9 protein-coding genes and 1 pseudogene are annotated in these 17643 nt (G+C 58.3%); 4 read left to right on the top strand and 6 right to left on the bottom strand.

Going from position 1 to position 17643, the window contains the following annotated elements:
- Window positions 1-365 precede the first annotated feature (365 nt).
- The 3 genes from EYB53_RS21405 to EYB53_RS21395 all read right to left on the bottom strand — a co-directional run bounded on the left by EYB53_RS21405 (window position 366) and on the right by EYB53_RS21395 (window position 6778).
- Window positions 366-1424 (bottom strand): PDDEXK nuclease domain-containing protein, encoded by a 1059-nt coding sequence (locus EYB53_RS21405; RefSeq protein ID WP_135480874.1) that lies wholly within the window; start codon window positions 1422-1424, stop codon window positions 366-368.
- Window positions 1421-3004, bottom strand: coding sequence for a type I restriction-modification system subunit M (locus EYB53_RS21400; protein WP_135480871.1), 1584 nt, complete (start codon window positions 3002-3004; stop codon window positions 1421-1423). Before EYB53_RS21400 ends, EYB53_RS21405 begins: the two co-directional genes overlap by 4 nt.
- A gap of 1002 nt (window positions 3005-4006) precedes the next feature.
- A complete protein-coding gene (locus EYB53_RS21395) occupies window positions 4007-6778 on the bottom strand; it encodes a RecQ family ATP-dependent DNA helicase (protein ID WP_167857539.1) in 2772 nt (923 codons plus the stop codon).
- 571 nt (window positions 6779-7349) lie between these two features.
- Between EYB53_RS21395 and EYB53_RS21390 the strand changes: the two genes are divergently transcribed.
- Window positions 7350-8783 carry an NAD(P)/FAD-dependent oxidoreductase gene (locus EYB53_RS21390; RefSeq protein ID WP_135480869.1) on the top strand — a complete coding sequence of 478 codons (1434 nt, stop codon included), beginning with the start codon at window positions 7350-7352 and terminating at the stop codon, window positions 8781-8783.
- 281 nt (window positions 8784-9064) lie between these two features.
- Here EYB53_RS21390 and EYB53_RS21385 read toward each other — a convergent pair whose 3' ends face one another.
- Together EYB53_RS21385 and EYB53_RS21380 are read right to left on the bottom strand one after the other, a co-directional pair.
- The gene (locus EYB53_RS21385; RefSeq protein ID WP_135480867.1) at window positions 9065-9943 is read right to left on the bottom strand and encodes a DNA adenine methylase; all 879 of its coding nucleotides are present in this window, start codon (window positions 9941-9943) and stop codon (window positions 9065-9067) included.
- Window positions 9944-9951: 8 nt separating this feature from the next.
- Window positions 9952-10851, bottom strand: a complete 900-nt coding sequence (locus tag EYB53_RS21380) for a NotI family restriction endonuclease (protein WP_135480865.1) — start codon at window positions 10849-10851, stop codon at window positions 9952-9954.
- Between the two features lie 471 nt (window positions 10852-11322).
- Here EYB53_RS21380 and EYB53_RS21375 point away from each other — a divergent pair, with 471 nt between their 5' ends.
- Both EYB53_RS21375 and EYB53_RS21370 read left to right on the top strand, forming a co-directional pair.
- Entirely contained in the window at window positions 11323-12495 is a 1173-nt protein-coding gene (locus tag EYB53_RS21375; protein WP_135480863.1) for an iron-containing alcohol dehydrogenase, read from the top strand.
- Between the two features lie 247 nt (window positions 12496-12742).
- Window positions 12743-16420 (top strand): SDR family NAD(P)-dependent oxidoreductase, encoded by a 3678-nt coding sequence (locus tag EYB53_RS21370; RefSeq protein WP_303646663.1) that lies wholly within the window; start codon window positions 12743-12745, stop codon window positions 16418-16420.
- Window positions 16421-16559: 139 nt separating this feature from the next.
- On the opposite strand, the gene EYB53_RS21365 is transcribed toward EYB53_RS21370, so the two are convergent.
- Window positions 16560-17126, bottom strand: coding sequence for a 2Fe-2S iron-sulfur cluster-binding protein (locus tag EYB53_RS21365; RefSeq protein ID WP_135480861.1), 567 nt, complete (start codon window positions 17124-17126; stop codon window positions 16560-16562).
- A 162-nt stretch (window positions 17127-17288) separates the two neighbouring features.
- On the opposite strand from EYB53_RS21365, the pseudogene EYB53_RS26225 reads away from it, so the two are divergent.
- Window positions 17289-17643, top strand: a pseudogene (locus EYB53_RS26225) (Yae1 family protein); the annotation flags it as partial.

The following is a 17643-nucleotide window of genomic DNA, read 5'->3' as shown; positions in this document are numbered from 1 at the left end:
CCGGTTGGTTGCGCATTTGTCCGAATCACCTCAAGAAATAAGCGAACGGTAAGTATGACTTACCGTTCGCTTATTTTTTTGGGCGCTAAATGAAATTGCATCCCCACTGGGAACCAAAAAGCGGCTCCGATTTGTATACCGTTCCCCACTTGAGGCTACATGATTTCGGGAAGTGTAAAACGTTTCCGCTGAATCAGCCGCTAAGTGGGGCACATCGCGCTCCAAATGGTCGGTTTTGAGCCGCTGGTGGGGAAATTTCACGAACCGGTTCTCAAAATAAGCGAACGGTGAGTCATACCTTCACCCTCCCCAAATTCCCCACAATCAAGGCATTCAACCACGCCTCAAACTCCGCCGTAAATCGCTTACTCATCGTCGTCTCCTTCACGCCGAAGCTCCAACCGCGCCCTGGCCTCGGCCATGGCTTTGTGCAGTTTGGCTTGCAGTACCTCCTTAGGAGGAAGTTTCAGCCAATATTCGGCGATATGAATGTTGTCCGGCTCCAAATCCATCAACTCGACGACTTCGGCATCTTTTCCGCCGCAGAGGATGATGGCGATGGGGGAGAGTTCGTCCGGTTGTTGCTCGTGTTTGGCGAGCCATTTCAGATACAGCTCGACTTGTCCTTTGTAGTCGGGCTTGAAGTCGCCGAGTTTCAGTTCGATGAGCACCAGCCGTTTGAGTCTGCGGTGGTAAAAGAGCAGGTCGAGGTAGTAGTCGTGAGTGCCAATTTGGATGCGCTTTTGGCGGCTCATGAAGGCGAAGTCGCTACCTAGTTCGAGAATGAACCGCTCCAACTCCAGCAGGATGGCGTTCTCTAGGTCTTTTTCGGAGAAGTTGTCTTTCAGGTCAAGGAAATCGAGCAGGTAGGGGTCTTTGAGAAACAGCGCCGGACTGGTATCGGCAGGTTGCAGTTGCGTCAACTCCTGACGGATGAGCGCATCAGGCAGTTTGGAGATAGCCGTGCGTTCAAACAACATGCCGTCCATGCGCTCGCGCAGGGTGCGCACGGACCAGCGGCCATCGACGGCCATGCGAATGTAAAACTCGCGTTTGATGGCATCGTCAAGCTTGATAATTTCTACAAAATGCGACCAACTCAATTGTTGCGACAGTGTCGCAACAATCTCTTGATCTGGAACAGCGGCATAGAATTTTGCCATCCGAGTCAGGCCGGAGTAGCTGAAGCCATTGCCATATTCGTGCGTCAGGCGCACAGCCAATTGCTTGAGAACAGCGGCGCCATAGTGTGCCCGGCCATGGTCGAGCACGTCCGTGGTAATGGTCTTGCCAATGTGCCAATAGGTCAGCACCAGCGCCTGATTCACCTGGGTAACAACATGCGCCCTCGCTGATTCAATCAGTTGGCGAATGTCCTGGTAGAGCTTGTCATCAGGAACTATTGGTTGATTGCCCTGGGTCATAACTTCACCTTCCCCAAACTCTCCACAATCGCAGCATTCAGCTTCGCCTCTTCCTGCAACTGCGCCTCAAACTCGGCCTTGAGCTGGGTGAAACGTTCCTTGAAATCGAAATCGTCCTCATCGTCCGGCAGGCCGACATAACGCCCCGGTGTTAATACATAGTCCAATTCGCGCACGCGATCAATACCGACAGATGCGCAAAATCCGGGAATGTCGGCATACGTAGGGGCACCCCTTGCGGGTGCCCGGGCACCCGCAAGGGGTGCCCCTACAGGGGATCGCCACGCATGATAGGTGTTGGTGATGGTGGCGATGTCTTCGGCGGAAAATTCCTTGGTGCGGCGGTTGATCAGGTGGCCGAGGTTGCGGGCGTCGATGAAGAGGATTTCGTCGGCGCGGTTGCGGAATGTGCCGTTGGTCTTGTTGCGACTCAGAAACCACAGGCAGGCGGGGATTTGTGTGTTCAAAAAGAGCTTGGCGGGCAGGTTGACGATGCAGTCCACCAGCCGCGCTTCGACCAGCGCCTTGCGGATGTCGCCCTCGCCAGAGCTTTTGGAGGTGAGCGCGCCCTTGGCGAGTACGAAGCCGGCCTGGCCGGTGGGGTTTAGGTGATAGAGGAAGTGTTGGATCCAAGCGTAGTTGGCGTTGCCGGTGGGCGGCACGCCGTATTGCCAGCGGCCATCCTTACGCAGCAAATCGCCACTCCAGTCGCTGTCGTTGAAGGGCGGGTTGGCGATGACAAAATCGGCCTTCAAGTCTTTGTGGGCGTCGTTGAGGAATGAGCCTTCGTTGTTCCATTTCACCTGCGAACTGTCGATGTGCCGGATGGCAAGGTTCATCTTGGCCAGACGCCAGGTGGTCTGATTGCTCTCTTGCCCGTAAATGGAGATGTCGTTGACCTTGCCCTGATGCCCGGTGACAAATTTTTCCGATTGCACAAACATGCCGCCAGAGCCGCAGCAAGGGTCAAAGACCCGGCCCTTGTAAGGCTCCAGCATCTCTACCAGCAATTCAACCACGCTGCGAGGGGTGTAGAACTGGCCGCCCTTTTTGCCTTCGGCCAGCACGAATTCGCCGAGGAAATATTCGAACACATGGCCGAGCAGATCGGCGCTACGCGCCTTGGCATGGCCGAGGGCGATATTGCCGACTAGGTCGATGAGTCCGCCGAGGCTGGTGGGGTCAAGATTGCCGCGCGCAAAGACCTTGGGCAGCACATCACGCAGCGAGGGGTTTTCCTTCTCGATAGCGTCCATCGCGGCATCCACCGTCTTGCCGATATCCGGCTGCTTGGCCTGGGTGAGCAGATACGACCAGCGCGCCGTCTCGGGCACAAAGAACACATTCTCGGCCTTATATTCGTCCTTATCCTCCGGGTCAGCCCCGGCATAGTCACCTTCACCCTGTTGCAGCTTTTCGTAGAGCTCGTCGAAGGCATCGGAGATGTACTTGAGAAAGATCAGCCCCAACACAATATGCTTGTACTCCGCCGCGTCGATGTTCTTGCGCAGCTTATCCGCCGCCTTCCACATCTGTTTTTCGATAGGTTCTTCTTGTTTTGGTGTTGCTTGCTTGGCCATGGTGTTGAAATAACCTTCATAATTGATTACACCCTTGTACTGCTGAGAATTTCTTTTGTATTATAAGTTAAGGACATTTCCTTAGCAATAGCACAATGGTACAGCCTAATCCTAGGCCACCCAACTACGAAATAACTTGCATCTTCACATTTCAATAAATCAACAGGCACGGATCACCTATGTAGCCTATCATTCCTGCTGAAGCATTTTCGCAGGCGAAAAGGCGCTGGTGCGACGTTGGCCTGCGTGGTGCGGCGCGAGGCGTCGCACGCACCGCTGCCGTCGCCAAGAAGCGCCGGAACGATGATCCCGTTTGATGATATGTTGCGCGCAAGCGCCCCTCCCCGTCATATCTTTACCCAGAACGTTTATGCTCGCGCTGGAGATGGGAGAATAGGGGGCCCGGGCTGGCGCATGGCTGGGCCGGGCCGGGCAGGGGCCGGGCGGGCCGCGCCGGGCAGGGCAGGGGCCGGGCAGGGCAGGGGCCGCGCCGGGCAGGGCAGGGGCCGCGCCGGGCAGGGCAGGGGCCGCGCCGGGCAGGGCAGGGGCAAGCCCTGCCCCTACATTATCATCCGAAACCGTAGGGTTTGGGCAACCGCAGGGGTTGCCCCTACGGAACCACCGTCATCGATCCAAACCGTAGGGGCAGGGCAACCGCAAGGGTTGCCCCTACTCGCCCCTGCCCGAATTGCCCCTGCCCCCATTGCCACCGGGTGTTGGGTGCGCGGGTGTTGGGCAACCGCAAGGGTTGCCCCTACGGAACCACCATCATTGGTCGTAACCGTAGGGGCAGGGCTTGCCCCTGCCCCCATTGCCACCGGGTGTTGGGTGCGCGGGTGTTGGGCAACCGCAAGGGTTGCCCCTACGGAACCACCGTCATCGATCCAAACCGTAGGGGCAGGGCTTGCCCCTGCCCCCATCACCCCTGCCCCCATCACCCCTGCCCCCATCACCCCTGCCCCTACCCCTGCCCCCTGCCACCTGGGCGACGGAGGAGTAGGATCATGACATCCGCCGCGTTTGCTGACCAACCTCGGTGAGGCTGAGGCGGCGATATTCATCGCGTTCGTCGCGGGCAAGGTAGCCATCGGCGATCAGGCGTTCGATGAGGTCTTCGATCGCGCTGAGGCTCAGGTGGCGCAGGGAACCATGTTCGGCGAGGCGCTCAGGGCCGATCGGGCTCTTGGGGCTGCCTTTGAGGATGCGGGCGAGGCCGCTCCGCCCAACGGCAAAGGGGAGGTGCGCCAGGCCGTCGAGCAGGCGCTGGATGTCGCTGCGCGGGTCGTCGTCACGCGGTGGCAGGGGCTGCGGCGCTTGCCCGGCAGCGCGGATCACGCGTACGCCCGTACTTGCCTGGGGGGCGCAGATATCGCAGCCGGTACGACACGGGGCAAGCCGTTGCCCAAAATGGGCCGCAAGCGTGCGGTGACGACACTCGGAGGAACGAGCATACGCCGCCATCGCTTCGATGCGCTGCTCTTGGCGGCTCCGATAGTCGTGGAGCAACTGCTCGATGCGGTCGGCCACATCTGCCGGGGCGGGGAGCAGTTCGAGTAACGGGAGCCGCATGCCCCCGCGGAAACGGAGGAAGCCTGCGTCGTGCCAGGCGAGTACGTGCGCCTCGATCTCCGCTGGATTCAACCCGGTGCGTTCGGCAAGTTCGAGCAGGTTGACTTCAACAGCAATGCCTTCAACAAGCTCGGCAGCCTGGGCGATCAGGGTCGCCTGAGGGTCAGGTGCCGGCATACCGGTGAGGGTCAGGGTTGCCGTCTCGGGGGTATCAAAGTGGCGCTTGAGCAGGCCCACCCGTTCGAGCATACTCAGGCCAACCCGGACAAGGGTATCGTCATCGCCGGGCAGGGCGCGTTGCAACTGGTTGAGATCCACGACATCAAAGCTACCGCGCATCATGCCACGCACGGCCTTGTAGAGTGCGCGCAGATCATCGCGGGTGATTGCCTCATCTTCGAGCCAGGTACTCAGCCGCGCCTTATCGCTGCCTGCGTAGAGCAAGACACAGGTGGCGGGACGGCCATCACGCCCGGCGCGTCCGGCTTCCTGGTAATAGGACTCGACCGACTGAGGCAAGTTGTAGTGAATAATAGCGCGAATATCGGCCTTATCAATGCCCATACCAAACGCAACGGTCGCCACGAGGATCCGCGTCTTGCCTCGCATAAACCGTTCTTGCGTCGCATCGCGGTCAGGAATCTGGGCGTGGTAGTGATCGGCCGAAATACCTATCTGGCGCAGGGTGGCAGCAAGTTCTTCGCACATCTGACGGGCGCGTGCATAAACAATGATCGGCCCGGCGATCTGCTGACACAACTCGCGCAAGGCTTGCAACTTCTCGTCACGATTGCCCGCCCGGATCACCTGAAAATAGAGGTTGGGCCGATAGACCGAGGCCACAACCGTTTCGCACGAACCAAGCGAATGGACAATCTCGTGCTGCGTCTCTTGCGAGGCCGTCGCGGTGAGTGCAAGCACCGGCGGGCGTTCAAGTTCCTCAAGCGCCCGCCCAATAAAAAGGTAATCAGGGCGAAAACTGAGCCCCCACAGGCTGAGGCAGTGAACCTCGTCAACCACAAAACGAGCGACGCCACAGCGCTTGAGGGCGTGGAGAAAAGCGCGCTGGCGCAAGCGTTCAGGGGCGACATACACGAGACGATACTGTCCGGCAGCCACACCACGTAGCCGCGAGGCGAGCTCACTAGTACTGAGCGACGAGTTGATCAGCGTCGCATAAGGGCGCGCCTGCGGGGGCAAGCCATCGAGTTGGTCTTTCATTAGCGCAATCAGGGGGCTGACCACCACGGTCGCCTGCGGCAAGAGCAACGCAGGCAACTGATACGTCAGCGACTTACCGGCCCCCGTCGGCATAACAGCAAGCGTCGCCGCACCAGCGAGCACACTCTGGATCACCCGGGCCTGATTGGGGCGAAACTCATCGAGACCAAAGATATCGCGCAAGACACGATAGGCCTCTTCGGGGAGCGCGGGAGCGGGTGCCTCAACCGGCACCTCGGCGAGGCGCTCGGCCTCGGGGCGCATGGCGATGCGATGCCCAAGGGCCTCGGCGGTTGCGAGACGCTCGGCCTGCTCGATCGCAGCAAGTTGACCGGCCAGCGCACTGGCAGTATGCGCATCTTCGGCAAGTTGAGCAGCGCGCAGCAGGATCTGGAGATCGGGGATACCGGACGCATACCCAGGGCGGAGCATCAGCGCATCAATCTGACCGCGTGCCCGTTCGGGGTCGCCCTCTTCCAGGGCAAGTTCAGCGAGCCGACGGATCGGCGCGACGGCAGTGGGATCAAGATCGGCGGCGCGGGCATAGGCAGCGGCGGCCTGCTCAGCGTCGCCCCGGGTACGCAACAGATCACCACGCATCAACCAGGCAAAGATAGCGTGATCTTCATCCTGCACCAGTTCAGCGAGGAGTTGCTCGAGTTCGGCGAAACGACGGGCGGACAGCAAGGCCCGCAGGCGCAACTGGCGACGACTGAGACTCACGGCCCGCTCGGCATCAAGTTCATCAAGGATCGCCAGAGCCTCATCACCACGCCCAAGCTCAACCATAACACGCGCGCGACCTTCACGGAGCGTCACGGCTGTCGGTTGCACTTCGAGCCAAGTCGCGAAATAGCTGAGCAGCGTATCGTAATGGCCCCAGCGATTGAGATAACTCACCAAACGCTTGCGCGCCTCACCGGCAACCAGATCGAGAGCCGCAGGAGGGATCACCAATAACGGATTATGCTCAACGCTTTTCATACGCCGTATGATACCACAGCCGTCTGCTTTGAGACTAGCCACGAGGTGATAGTTCAGACACCATCATGTAACCTTTTGCCACCGGTGTGCATCTAACAAAAGAAGTAAGCTACCCTCCAGGCGCATTGCGCATACCACTGTTCATGTCGGCGTAATGGTAGCGTTGCGTTCAAGCGATCGGTTATCGCATGCGAAATCGCTTGCGCGAGCTTGACCGTATACGGTGATTGTAGTGCCGACTTCAGTCGGCTTCTTACTCAGCCGACTGATTAGTGTGTAACCTACGTTTGCTGCTCTAGGGCTTGGCTTCGACAAGCTCAGCCAACGGCTTCTGCTCTAGGGATTGGCTTCGACAAGCTCAGCCAACGGCGGACGATGGGCGTTGCGAATGGACGGAGGCTGAGCCTGTCGAAGCCCCCGCTGGTATCAGCAAACGTAGGTTACCCACCACTGATTGGTCTTCAAGAAATGAATCCGCTCGACCAGACCTCACAGGTCGCGCAGACCTGTGAAGTCTCGGAAACATGCCGTATTGCGAGAATTTGCAGCGACTGTCACAAGGAGGTGTCAGATGGCCCGTGTTGTGATCATTGGTGCCGGATTCGCCGGCCACACAGCGGCGCTCTATCTAGGGGCGCAACTCGGCAAACGGCACACGATCACAGTCGTCAACCGGTACGACTATTTTGGCTTTGTGCCGTCGTGGGTTTGGGTCGGTGTTGGGCATATGCGCCCCGAGCAAACAACGATCCCATTGAAACCGGTCTATGATCGGATGCACGTGAACTTTGTGCAGGGGAAAGTTACCGAAGTCCACCCAGACGAACGGTATGTCACCGTCGCTCCCCACCAGCAGGGGCAACCTGAGCGGCTCGACTACGACTATCTGCTGATCGCGACGGGGCCAAAACTCAACTTCGCCGCGACCCCAGGGCTTGGCCCTGCGGCGGGCAACACCGTTTCGATCTGCACGCTTGATCATGCTATCGAAGCGCGTGACAGCTACCTGGAGCATGTCCAGCGGCTCGAAAAAGGCGAGCGCCTACGTTTTGTCGTTGGCACAGGGCATCCGGGGGCAACCTGCCAGGGGGCCGCGCTTGAGTACATCTCGAACATCCACAAAGATCTGGTGCGACGGCGGCTGCGCGACCGCGCTGAACTGATCTACCTCTCGAACGAAGCGGCTCTTGGCGACTTTGGGGTAGGGGGGCTGACCGCAAAGCACAAAGGGCAACTGCTCTCGAGCGAAGACTTCATCAAAGCCGTCTACAAAGAATACGGCATCGAATGGCACGTACAGCGCGGCGTCCACAAGGTCAACGACCGCCACATCCTCTGGGAGGACTACGCAGGGCAGTATGGCGAGACCGCCTATGACTTTGCGATGCTGATTCCCCAGTTCACCGGGCAACCAATCCGCTACCTTGGGCAAGACGGAAGCGACATCGCCGACAAGGTGGTTATGCCAAATGGCCTCGTCAAAGTTGACGCCATCTACGGGCTCGACTACGCAAGCTTACGCAACCAACCCGACGCGTGGCCGGCGACCTATCAGAACCCAACGTACCCGAACATCTTCGCCGCCGGCATCGCCTTTGCCCCACCCGGACCAATCTCGGCCCCCCACATCACCCCCAACGGCACCGCCATCACCGCCACAGCGCCGCGCACCGGCATGATCGCCGGCATCATCGGGCGGATCACCGCGCTCAACATTGCCGAAATGATCACCAGCGGCACCATGCATCACCGCGAACGCATGACCGAGATGTTCGCCGCGTGCATTGCCTCAATGGGTGACTCGTTGTGGGACGGCGAAGCGGCAACGATTATCATGTACCCCGTTGTGCCGGATCACCGTCGGTATCCCAACGGTACCGGGCGCGACCTCTTTGTCACCCACATGGAACTGGGCACAAGTGGCGCGTGGATGAAACGGATGGTACACGAAACCTTCATGCACAAATTCAAAGCTCGTCCGGGCTGGCAAATCATCCCTGAATAGGAGGCACCCGTGGAAATTAGTGATCGTGACCGCTTCTGGATGCGCTTCAAACTCTTTCAACTCTGGCGCTTCATTGTGCTCAACCTAAAGATTCTCAAAGCCGTGAATCACAGCAAACGAGCGTGACGGCTCCCAGGGCGAAAGCTCCTGGGCTTTACGGGCTATTTCCGTAACAAAGTAGGCCGACGCCCAACAGAATAGCCCGCGCAGCCGCTCGCGCTACGGCTCAAGGTTTGTACGCAATCTCATCCGCAAGCGGAGATACAGTGGCTTGAGGCTAGTTACCGCGCCCAAGCTAGATTTTTTCCAATCAGAAGTTCGGTCATCTCAGCATGATGTGAGCTCTTCATTGCCACAAGTTGGGTATCAAAATGATACTGACGAGCTAAATCATAGAGTTTATCGGCATTATCGTACGTGATCAGAAAATCACCGGAAATTGTTGATATCACGCGGAAGAGTTCCTCATGATCGAGATCAGAATGCGTGTAGAGTCGGCTACCTGCACGCTTGCCGCCAGCTGTATAAGGTGGATCGATAAAAAATACGGCATCCGCACGATGAGCGTTGGCACGAATGATCGAGAGACCATCACCTTCAACAAAGCTAATTCGGTCACGCACATCTATAATATCCATAATACGTTGCTTCAGCGTTTGTGGATACCATCGTGATTTGAGACCCTTCCCATTCTCACCATGCTTAATCCTTCCGGCCCCATTTGCCAGAATGCCACCGCGATTGACACGGTTTTTAAGGATTGTCTGGAACGCAAGATCAGGTAGATTGAATGCCGGTTCAGCTAGCGTTGCTTCTACTGTTTCAGGCGTAAGATCGAAGTTTACGATGCGCTCCGCTAGCCATACCGCATCACCATTTATGATGGTATGCCATACGGACGCGACGTGCTGATCAAGTTCAACGATGGTGACATGATTGGCGAGGCGCTCAAACGCAACGGTCAGACTGACAATAGCACCTCCTGCAAATGGCTCGATAAACTCGGCGGGATACGTGTTTCGGCTGCTTAACCACTCACGAATACGTGGCACAAGCCAGGTCTTGCCCCCAGGATAACGGAAAGGACTACGCTGTGGAACCATCGCCACATTGACGATTGGCCGAGGTTTTGGATCATCAATAAATGATAGTTGCTGCATAGCGGTTCTCATTCCTCTACTTCGTCTTGGGCGAATGCATCAAGCAAAGAAGAGGTGTCTGGAGGGATTCTACGACCCAATTGTTTCTCATCGAGCTTACGCTGCAAGAGCTTGAGAAAGTCATTTTCTGAGCCTGGATCAGCGTTTGTTATCCGCTGGAGGGCCGAAGTGAACTGTGTATAAACTGTTTGGCTATGGACAAGCTTATAACGCCCCTGATCATCACTGGCTTGGAGCTGATAGACAAGCCATGCTACATCTGCTTGATCTTTGGAAACTTGTGAAAGTGTTGGTAAAGTTTCAAAGAAACCACGATCAACCGCTACTGCCATTTTTCGCCCCCAAGCGTTGAGGATGCCTCCTTTGTAAATGAGTTGTGGAGCTAAGCGCTTACGAGACGAGGAGAGATAGTCAGCACGCGGATAGTCTTTTTTGTTAGACCAATCAAGATTTACGTGATTTGCCGGATCGCTCATATACTCGGCAAAGGGTTTCCGAATGTTACCTGAGATATAAACAGCTTGAACTTCCAGCGCACCAAAGTCTGTAATCTTTCCTTCTTCATCATATGAAACAAGCACGACGTCAATATTACCTGCGGATTTTCCGTAGCGATCATGGAGCCGAATCTCTGTTAATGAAGTCCACTTTGTTCCTGACGGAAAGAAAAAGGCCGCAGCATCGGTCGCAATAAGCCAATCCTGGCGGAAGCGCACAGGGCACGTGATGGTTATGTTAGTACCATCGTAGATGCTGCACACACCCAAGGGATCATTGGCCTTATCCTTTGTGCAGGATGGCACTTTGTTGTTGAACGGGCAAAGGCGATGTTGCAGATGGCGATCAGCTTCGCTTGTCATAGCATCGATTCGGAACCCAAAGACTTCGGCCATAGGTTGTCTCGGCATGCACATATCCTTAGCTTCAGATCGTCCCGTCGTGAGGTGCATCTACTGTAGCATAGATATGTGCGGTCAACAAGTTTTTTCGTACAAGTGTACTTATTATACCTGATTTAGTGTAAAAGTCAAGAGGCGCTTGGGTGAGACTGAGGGCAATTACATCTTGCTGCCGTGGCCGTGAACGGCTCGGCTCCTGGGCAGCAAAGGCTACCTTCGTGACCTGATCGAGCCGGCGAAGGCCGGCTTCGCACACGGTAGCCGAGGCGTTTACCCCAACGATCTGGGCGGATGGGGGCGTTCTGACGCTCTGACGGCACAGACGAACAGAAGATGCAATCGCCCTAGCACCAGCGGTGCCCTACCTTGATGGGTAGGAATTCCCCCCACATAACCCTACCCTTCTTGACGGTGCTTGCTATGATACAATGCGTTAAATAGTGTGTGTTCAAGATTTCACAGCCTGTGGAGATAGTGCCCATGCAGCCGCGAGAGTTTATCACGCCCGCGCAGATTGTGGTCGGTTCCGGTGCGCTGGAGCAGTTGGGGGAGCAGTGCCGTAAGCGCGGTTGGCGCAAGGCGTTGATTGTCTCGGATAAGATTATGCAGAGTCTCGGCCTCGTGACGCGGGTCGAGCAGTTGTTGGCCACTAGCGAGATTGGCAGCGCTGTCTATGCGGGGGTCAATACCGAGCCGGTCGTTGAATTTGTGCAAGAGGGCTTGCAGATTTTCAAGGATGCCGAGTGCGATTTCGTGGTCTCGGTGGGCGGCGGTAGCCCGATTGATGCGGCCAAGGCGATTGCCGTGATGGCAACCAACCCTGGTTCGATTGAATTGTATAAGGGCATTGGCAAAATCACGACCCCTGGCGTACCCCTGGTGGCCATCCCGACGACTGCCGGTACCGGAAGTGAAGCAACGCTCTATACGGTCATTACCGATCAGAAGACTGATGTGAAAATGCTGATTGGCAGCCCGTATCTCATGCCGACGCTGGCGATTGTTGATCCACTGCTGACCCTTTCGTCGCCTCCTGGGGTGACGGCGGCAACGGGCGTCGACGCACTGGTGCATGCGATTGAGGCATATGTCTCGGTCAAGCGGCAGCCGATGACCGATATCTTTTGTCTCTCGGCGATCGAACTCATTTCACAGAATATCCGTCAGGCCTGGTCGAACGGCAATAATATCGAAGCCCGCGAGAAAATGATGCTCGGGGCAATGCAGGCCGGGATCGCCTTTAGCAACTCGTCGGTGGCGCTGGTGCATGGCATGTCGCGCCCGATCGGGGCGAATTTCCACATTGCCCACGGCGTCTCGAATGCCGCGCTGCTGGCTGTGGTGACACAGTTTAGCCTCATCGGCGATCCGATACGCTACGCCGAGGTCGCCCGGGCAATGGGTGAGCCAATCGAAGGATTGTCGATGATGAAGGCGGCTGATCGCTCGGTCAAAGCGATCCGGCGCCTGGTCAAGGATATCAAGATCCCGTCGCTCAAGCAACTCGGGGTCGAGCGCGAGCGTCTGATGGAGCTCGCCCCAGCAATGGCCGATGCGGCGATTGATAGCGGCAGCCCCAATAATAACCCACGCAAGCCAACACGCCAGGAAATTATCGAACTCTATGCGCTGGCGTATGACGAAGACGATTAGGTTCGATCCGCTGGCGGTGCCATATCATCATAAAGATGAAGCATGAAAACGGGCATAGATGAGTGCCGACTTTAGTCGGCTGAACCGGAAGCCGACTAAAGTCGGCACTCCCGGATGGAATGCTTGATAACCATTATGACGTGGCGGTATGGTTTCCAGCGGCTCGGCCCTGGAAACCATACGCATTTCTTTCGCACAGAGAGACGTTGATGTTGGATTCTTCATTTACCTATACAGAGGGGTCTCGATGATGAGTGGACCTACAGGTGCTGGTCGGCTTGAGGGCAAGATCGCCCTGATTACTGGTGGCGCGAGTGCAATTGGGGCGGTGATTACCCAACGCTATCTGGCCGAAGGCGCAACGGTGATCATCAGTGGGCGCAATGCCGAGAAGCTGGAGGCGTTTCAGAAAACGCTGGTGAGTGAGACGGGGGTTGCTGCTGATCGAGTGATCGCGGTGACGATGGATGGAAGCAAGAGTAACGAGGTGCGCGCCGGGGTGGATGCGGTCGCCAAGAAGGTGGGCCGGATTGATATTCTGGTGAATAATGCCGGGGGCGAGGGCGTGCGTCAGCCACTGACGGCCCTGGTCGCTGGTGGGCACGAGGCCGAAGAGACGCTCGAGGGCAGTATCGCCAGTACCCTCGGCATTGCCTGGCATTTTATGCGGGCCGTTGTCCCCTATATGGCCCCTGGCAGCAGCATTATTAATCTTTCAACGATCTTTTCCCGAGTCGAATATTATGGACGGATCCCCTATGTAGTACCCAAAGCGGCCCTCAATGCCCTGAGCAAGGCGGCTGCCCGCGAGTTGGGGCCAAAGGGCATTCGTGTCAACCTGATCTATCCTGGGCCGATTGAGGGCGAGCGCATCAAGGGTGTCTTCCTGCGCATGGACGAGCTCAAGGGCGCGAAAGAACAGACGACCGCCGACGAGGTGCGGGCGATGATGGGTCTGAGTCGCCCCGACAGCGATGGCAAGCTGACCACGAACTTTGCAACTGCCGTTGACGTTGCCAATACAGCGGTCTTCCTGGGAAGCGATGAGGCAGCAGCGATCCACGGCGAGTCACTTGAGGTGACAAACGGGATGGCCGTTGGCGATGAAAGCAAGACCACCTTTACGGCGCGCCCTGGTCTGCGGGCAGTTGATGGCACGGGACGAGTGGTACTGATCTGTGCCGGCGACCAGACCGAAGATGCGATGGGGCTTACCGGGGTGCTGCGCTCGTGCGGGGCCGAGGTCGTGATTGGCTTCCGCTCGCGTGAGGCGATTGCCGAGCTCGAGGCGAGTCTCGCCGAGAGCCGCCGCTTCGCCGGGGTGAATTTCACCCCACCGGTGCTCGTCTATCTCAATCCACACGAGCCCGAAACCATTGATGAAGCACTGAGCCTGATGGCCGAGAGTACCGGTGGCCCGCACGGGACGATTATTCTCCCTGCCCAGGGCAAGACGAAAGCGACATCGGTAATCACGGCTGATGATGCCGCCGTGACCAGTTTCCTCAATGAGGAACTCGCCGGGACGATTGCGCTCAGTGCACGGCTCGCGGCCTATTGGCAGGATACCGATCTGATGGCGGGGGCGAATCTCTATCAGCCCCGCGTTCTTTTCCTGAGCAATGGCGACGACCGCAAGGGCAATGTGCTCGCCGAGATCCTCACTGCTGGCCTCGAAGAACTGGTGCGTGTCTGGCGCCACGAAGCCCAGCACGATCAGCGGCAGCCCGAGGTTGGGGCCGAAACCCGCCCCCTGCCCCCTGTCTGGGCCAAACAGATTATTCGTTATGTCAACACCGAAGAGGATGGCTTCGACTTTGCGTGTGCGGCAACGGCGCAGTTGATCCTGAGCGACCGCCAGCTTGAGGCCATCAGTCTCTATCTGCCACGCAATATTGCGGCGACGACAGGCGCAGGACGGCCTTCCTTTGGCTGGGCCGAGAGCCTGATCGGGTTGCATCTGGGCAAGGTGGCGCTGATCACGGGTGGCAGTGCCGGGATCGGCGGCCAGGTCGGGCGCTTGCTGGCACTCAGTGGGGCACGGGTAATGCTCGCGGCCCGCGATCACGTCAAACTCGAACAACTCAAGGCCAGCATTGTCTATGAACTGACCGAGGTTGGCTACAACGATGCCGAGTCACGGGTTGCGATTACGCCCGATTGCGATGTCGCGCGTGAGCGTGATATGGCGATGCTGGTCGAGCGCACGCTGGCGGTCTTTGGACGGGTAGACTACCTGCTCAACAATGCTGGCATCGCGGGCAAAGAAGAGATGGTGCTCGATATGCCGCTTGACGGCTGGCGCCATACGCTCAATGCCAACCTGATCAGCAACTATTCGCTGATCCGCAAGATCGCGCCGCTGATGAAGCAGCAAGGCAGTGGCTACATTCTCAATGTTTCGTCTTATTTTGGTGGTGAAAAGTATGCCGCGATCGCGTACCCCAATCGCGCCGACTACGCCGTGAGCAAAGCCGGTCAACGGGCGCTGTCCGAGGCAATGGCCCGCTTCCTCGGCCCCGAGGTACAGATCAACTCGCTCGCCCCTGGCCCAGTCGAGGGCGACCGCCTGCGTGGCACCGGCGAGCGCCCCGGTCTCTTTATGCGCCGGGCCCGTCTGATCCTCGAAAACAAACGGCTCAACGACATTTACGGGGCACTCGTGGTCGCCCACCGCGAAAGCGGCAAATCGATCGTCGAGCTCCTGGCCTTCCTCGAGGCCAATAACGTTGCGGCCTTGCTCGACGCAGGCGAGCTATTGCCGTCGGCCTTGCACAAACTGGCGGCGACCTTTGTCAAAGAAGGCGATGCAGCAGCGTCGTCCAGCAGTTTCTTGATGAACCGCAATATTGCCGAAAAACTGCTGATCCGTCTCACGACGGGTGGCTATTTGAGTGCCGACGAGACCGCCCAGGTCAAGCAACTGACTGATGTGCATCCACCCGATCCCTTCTTTGTCCGGGCGCAGATCGAACGCGAGGCGCGCAAGGTGCGTGACGGCGTGATGGGCATGCTCTATCTGCAGAAGATGCCGACCGAGTTTGACGTCGCGATTGCTACCGTCTACTACCTTGCCGACCGCAACGTCAGTGGCGAAACCTTCCACCCCTCGGGTGGCCTGCGCTACGAGCGTACGCCTGTGGGCGGCGAGTTGTTTGGCGAAACACCCGCCGAGCGACTGGCCGGGCTGGTTGGCTCGACCGTCTACCTGATCGGCGAGTATCTGGAAGAGCATCTGGAGTTGCTCGCCCGCGCCTACCTCGAACGCCAGGGTGCCGCGAAGGTCGTGATGATCACCGAGACCGAGGCGGGCATCGAGCAACTGAAGGCCCGGCTGAGCGACCACGTTGCAGCGGGAAGCATCACATTCATTGCCGCAGGGTCAAATATCGAGGCCGCGATCGACGAAGCAATGCGCACCTACGGGCGACCGGGGCCAATCGTCAGCACACCGTTCCGCGCTTTGCCCACCGATCTGCTGGTCGGACGCATCGACAGCGACTGGAGCACCGTACTGGACGAGCAGGGCTTTGCCGACCTGTGCGAGCACCAGTTGACCCATCACTTCCGGGTGGCCCGCAAAGCCAGCCTGATTGATGGGGCCGCATTGGCGATGGTCACCCCCGAAACCACCGCCACCTCGACGACCGAGCAGTTTGCGATGGCCAACTTCGTCAAGACGACGCTGCACGCATTTACCGCCACCGCCGGCACCGAAAGCGAGCGCACCGTCCACCGCATCCTGGTCAACCAGGTTGACCTGACCCGTCAGGCACGTGCCGAAGAGCCACGCAGCGAGGCCGAGCGCGCCCAAGAGTTGGAGCGCTTTGTCAATGCGATCCTGCTCACGACGGCACCGTTGCCCGCTGAGGACGACAGCCGCTACACCGGACGCATCAACCGCGGACGGGCGATCACCGTCTAAAGAAGACCTTTTTTGACGCAAAGGCGCAAAGGCGCAAAGGCTTGGAATAGGAGGGCGCCCGCAGGCTTGAAGCCTGCGGGCGCCCTCTTGTGTTTGACAGCTTCGAAAGTCGATTGTGTTTGACAGCTTCGAAGGCGCGTTACTCGTCTGCGGTAAGGCGGCGGCGCTCTAGGCGCTCGGCGCCAGTGCGCAGACGCTCGGCAGTGCGCTGCAGATCGTCCAGATAACGGCCGCCATCGCGGATGAAGAGCAGCGAGCGACGCAGGCCGTTGCGCTCGATCACCGCCGGCAGGCCGGTGGGCAGGGCGACGACCTGTTCAGAGACGCGGTTGAGCAGGCGGCTGCCGAGGCCGAGCAGGTTGCTGGCCGGGTCGGTGCCGCTGGGCGGGCTGATCACCGCCAGAGCCATGCGGCGCATGGTCTCGGCGAAGCTCTCGACGCGGATCTCGCCTGTGCCGCGGATCACCGTCTGGCAGGCCAGGCGCGTACCGTCCTCGAGTTGGGCCGGGCTGAGCCAGGCACGCTCGATCTCGCTGGGCGGGCTGAGTTGATCGACACCGGCGAGCACCTGGCAGCGGCAGGTTTGGCAGAGGCCGTTGTTGTCACAGACAAAGCCGATGTGCGCGGCATTGCGTCGGGCGACATTCAGCACCCGCTCACCGACCTTGGCCTCCATTGGGACATCGTTGATGATCACTGTAGTCATGGAAAAACCTTTCACGTCTCTACGGCTTGCGATTCATCTTACGCCCGCCGACGGTGGATGTCAAGCGAAGGCGATCGCCGTTAGGGCGGTTGCAAAGTCATCCTGATTGTCCGCAGATTACGCAGATTACGCAGATTTAGAGCATCCACATCTGCGTAATCTTTGGACTGGCGCGCCTATCTGAGTAGCACGAATCCCTTGGCGGCGGCCTTGATGGCGCGGATGCGGATTCCGCGTGAGGAACGCTGGCAGGTCAAAGCAACCTGTCTGCGTATGCTGGCGGGTTTACCGGTGACGGCAGCGCAGCAACGGATGCTGGCCGCCTTTGTCAGCATCTATCTCCCCTTGAATGACGCCGAGACCCGTCGGTTTGAGGCGGAAGTTGCCACATGGCAGACACCAATCCAGGAGGCAGTCGTGGAACTGATCACAGAATGGGAATTGAAGGGGCGGCAAGAAGGACGGCAAGAAGGACGGCAAGAAGGACGGCAAGAAGGACGGCAAGAAGGACGGCAAG

It is taken from the genome of Candidatus Chloroploca mongolica (assembly GCF_004762035.2).
GTDB lineage: Bacteria > Chloroflexota > Chloroflexia > Chloroflexales > Chloroflexaceae > Chloroploca > Chloroploca mongolica.
Note: the sequence above shows the minus strand (reverse complement) of the source record. Positions and strands in the feature narration are given on the sequence as shown.